The sequence below is a fragment of the Azospirillum sp. B4 genome (assembly GCF_000333275.1).
Taxonomy (GTDB): Bacteria; Pseudomonadota; Alphaproteobacteria; order Azospirillales; family Azospirillaceae; genus Nitrospirillum.
Genome location: NZ_BACU01000358.1, coordinates 1 through 1,743, shown reverse-complemented (window position 1 = coordinate 1,743; position 1,743 = coordinate 1). Strand labels below are relative to the sequence as shown.

At 69.2% G+C, this 1,743-nt stretch carries 2 protein-coding genes; both read left to right on the top strand.

What is annotated here, in order from left to right:
* Positions 1-943: EF-Tu/IF-2/RF-3 family GTPase (locus I55_RS15770; RefSeq protein ID WP_044561540.1), on the top strand; the 943-nt coding region annotated here is incomplete at its 5' end.
* 266 nt (positions 944-1,209) lie between these two features.
* The coding region (locus I55_RS36040; RefSeq protein ID WP_044561539.1) for an FAD-dependent oxidoreductase at positions 1,210-1,743 on the top strand (534 nt) is incomplete at its 3' end.

Genomic DNA, 1,743 nt, shown 5'->3' with positions numbered 1-1,743 from the left:
GCTGCGCGAGGACGTGGCCATGGTGCGGGAGCTGTGCCCGCCTTTCGACCTGGAAACCTACCGCGAAGGCCACCAGACGCCGGTGTTCTTCGGCAGCGCCATCAACAACTTCGGCGTACGTGAGCTGCTGCTGGGCTTGGCGGCCTACGCGCCGTCGCCCCGGCCGCAGCAGGCCGACACCCGCACGGTCCAGCCGGAGGAGGGCAAGGTCACGGGCTTCGTGTTCAAGGTCCAGGCCAACATGGACCCCAACCACCGCGACCGCATCGCCTTCTTCCGCCTGTGCTCCGGCCATTTCCGCCGGGGCGTGAAGCTGAAGCACATGCGCTCGGGCAAGCTGCTGGCGGTGAACAACGCCGTGCTGTTCCTGGCGAGGGACCGGGAACTGGCGGAAGACGCCTATCCCGGCGACATCATCGGCATTCCCAACCACGGCACGCTGCGCATCGGCGACACGCTGACCGAGGGCGAGGATCTGCGTTACACCGGCGTGCCCAGCTTCGCCCCGGAACTGCTGCAGCGGGTGAAGCTGGACGATCCGATGAAGATGAAGCACCTGCGCAAGGCGCTGGAGCACTTCGCGGAGGAGGGCGCCAGCCAGGTGTTCAAGCCGCTGATCGGTGCCGACTGGGTGGTGGGCGTCGTCGGCCCGCTGCAATTCGAGGTGCTGGCGGCCCGCATCGACGCCGAATACGACATCAAGGCCAAGTTCGAATCCTGCGGCTATGATTCGGCCCGCTGGATCGAATGCGACGACCCGGTGGTGCTGAAATCCTTCCTGGACAGCAACCGCTCCGCCCTGGCGGAGGATCACGACGGGGCCCTGGTCTTCCTGGCGCGCAACAGCTGGCAGCTGAACCGCGCGCAGGAGGACTATCCCAAGATCCGCTTCCAGAAGACCCGGGAGCAGAACCGCGCCGTCACCACCTCCGCCCTGGGCTGAGCTGCCGTTCCTTGGCAGCGGCATGAGGCGCCCTTTCATGCCGCTGTGGGACGCGACTGCGTCCGCCGGAGATTTCCGGGGAGCGCAGCGGACTGGAAATCGAGGACGAGCCAAGGGCGCGATGCGGCCGCCCGGCGCTTGAGGGTTGCGCAAGAAGCCCTTAGCCTGAAAGGACGAAATGGCGCATCGGCCTGATGGCGCGGTGACAGGGCCGGTGCGTGGGCGGTATCATCCGCGCCGGAACGGTACTGTTGGAAGGCGTTGAGATGGCGGGTGCTTCCCGTTCACAGGGTCGGGTCCGCGGCCTGTCGCGGCGCGGTCTGGTCGGCGGCCTGGCGCTGGCCCCGTGGTTGGCGGGGCTGCCTGGCCTTGCCGGGGCGGTGGCGACCCGCCCTGCGCCCATTCGGCCCGGCCGCACGGTGGTGGTCATCGGTGCCGGCATGGCCGGCCTGGCGGCGGCCGGCGCCCTGCGCGCCGCCGGGGCCGAGGTGACGGTGCTGGAGGCCCGCGCCCGCGTGGGTGGCAGGGCCTGGACCGAGTCCAAGCCCTTCGGCTTTCCCTATGACATCGGCTGCTCCTCGCTGGAGGCCACGGTTGATAACCCTCTGCGCCGCCTGCTGGATGAGCACGGGATGGAGACGGTGCCGGATGACGGCGCCGACGACCTCCTGTTCTTCAACACCAGGGAGGCCGATGCCGATACCGCCGCCGCCGCCGCCGCCGCCATCGACCGGTTGGAACGGGCGGTAAAGGACGCCGGCCGTGCCCAGATGGACCGCTCCGCCGCCGAGTGCTCCCGA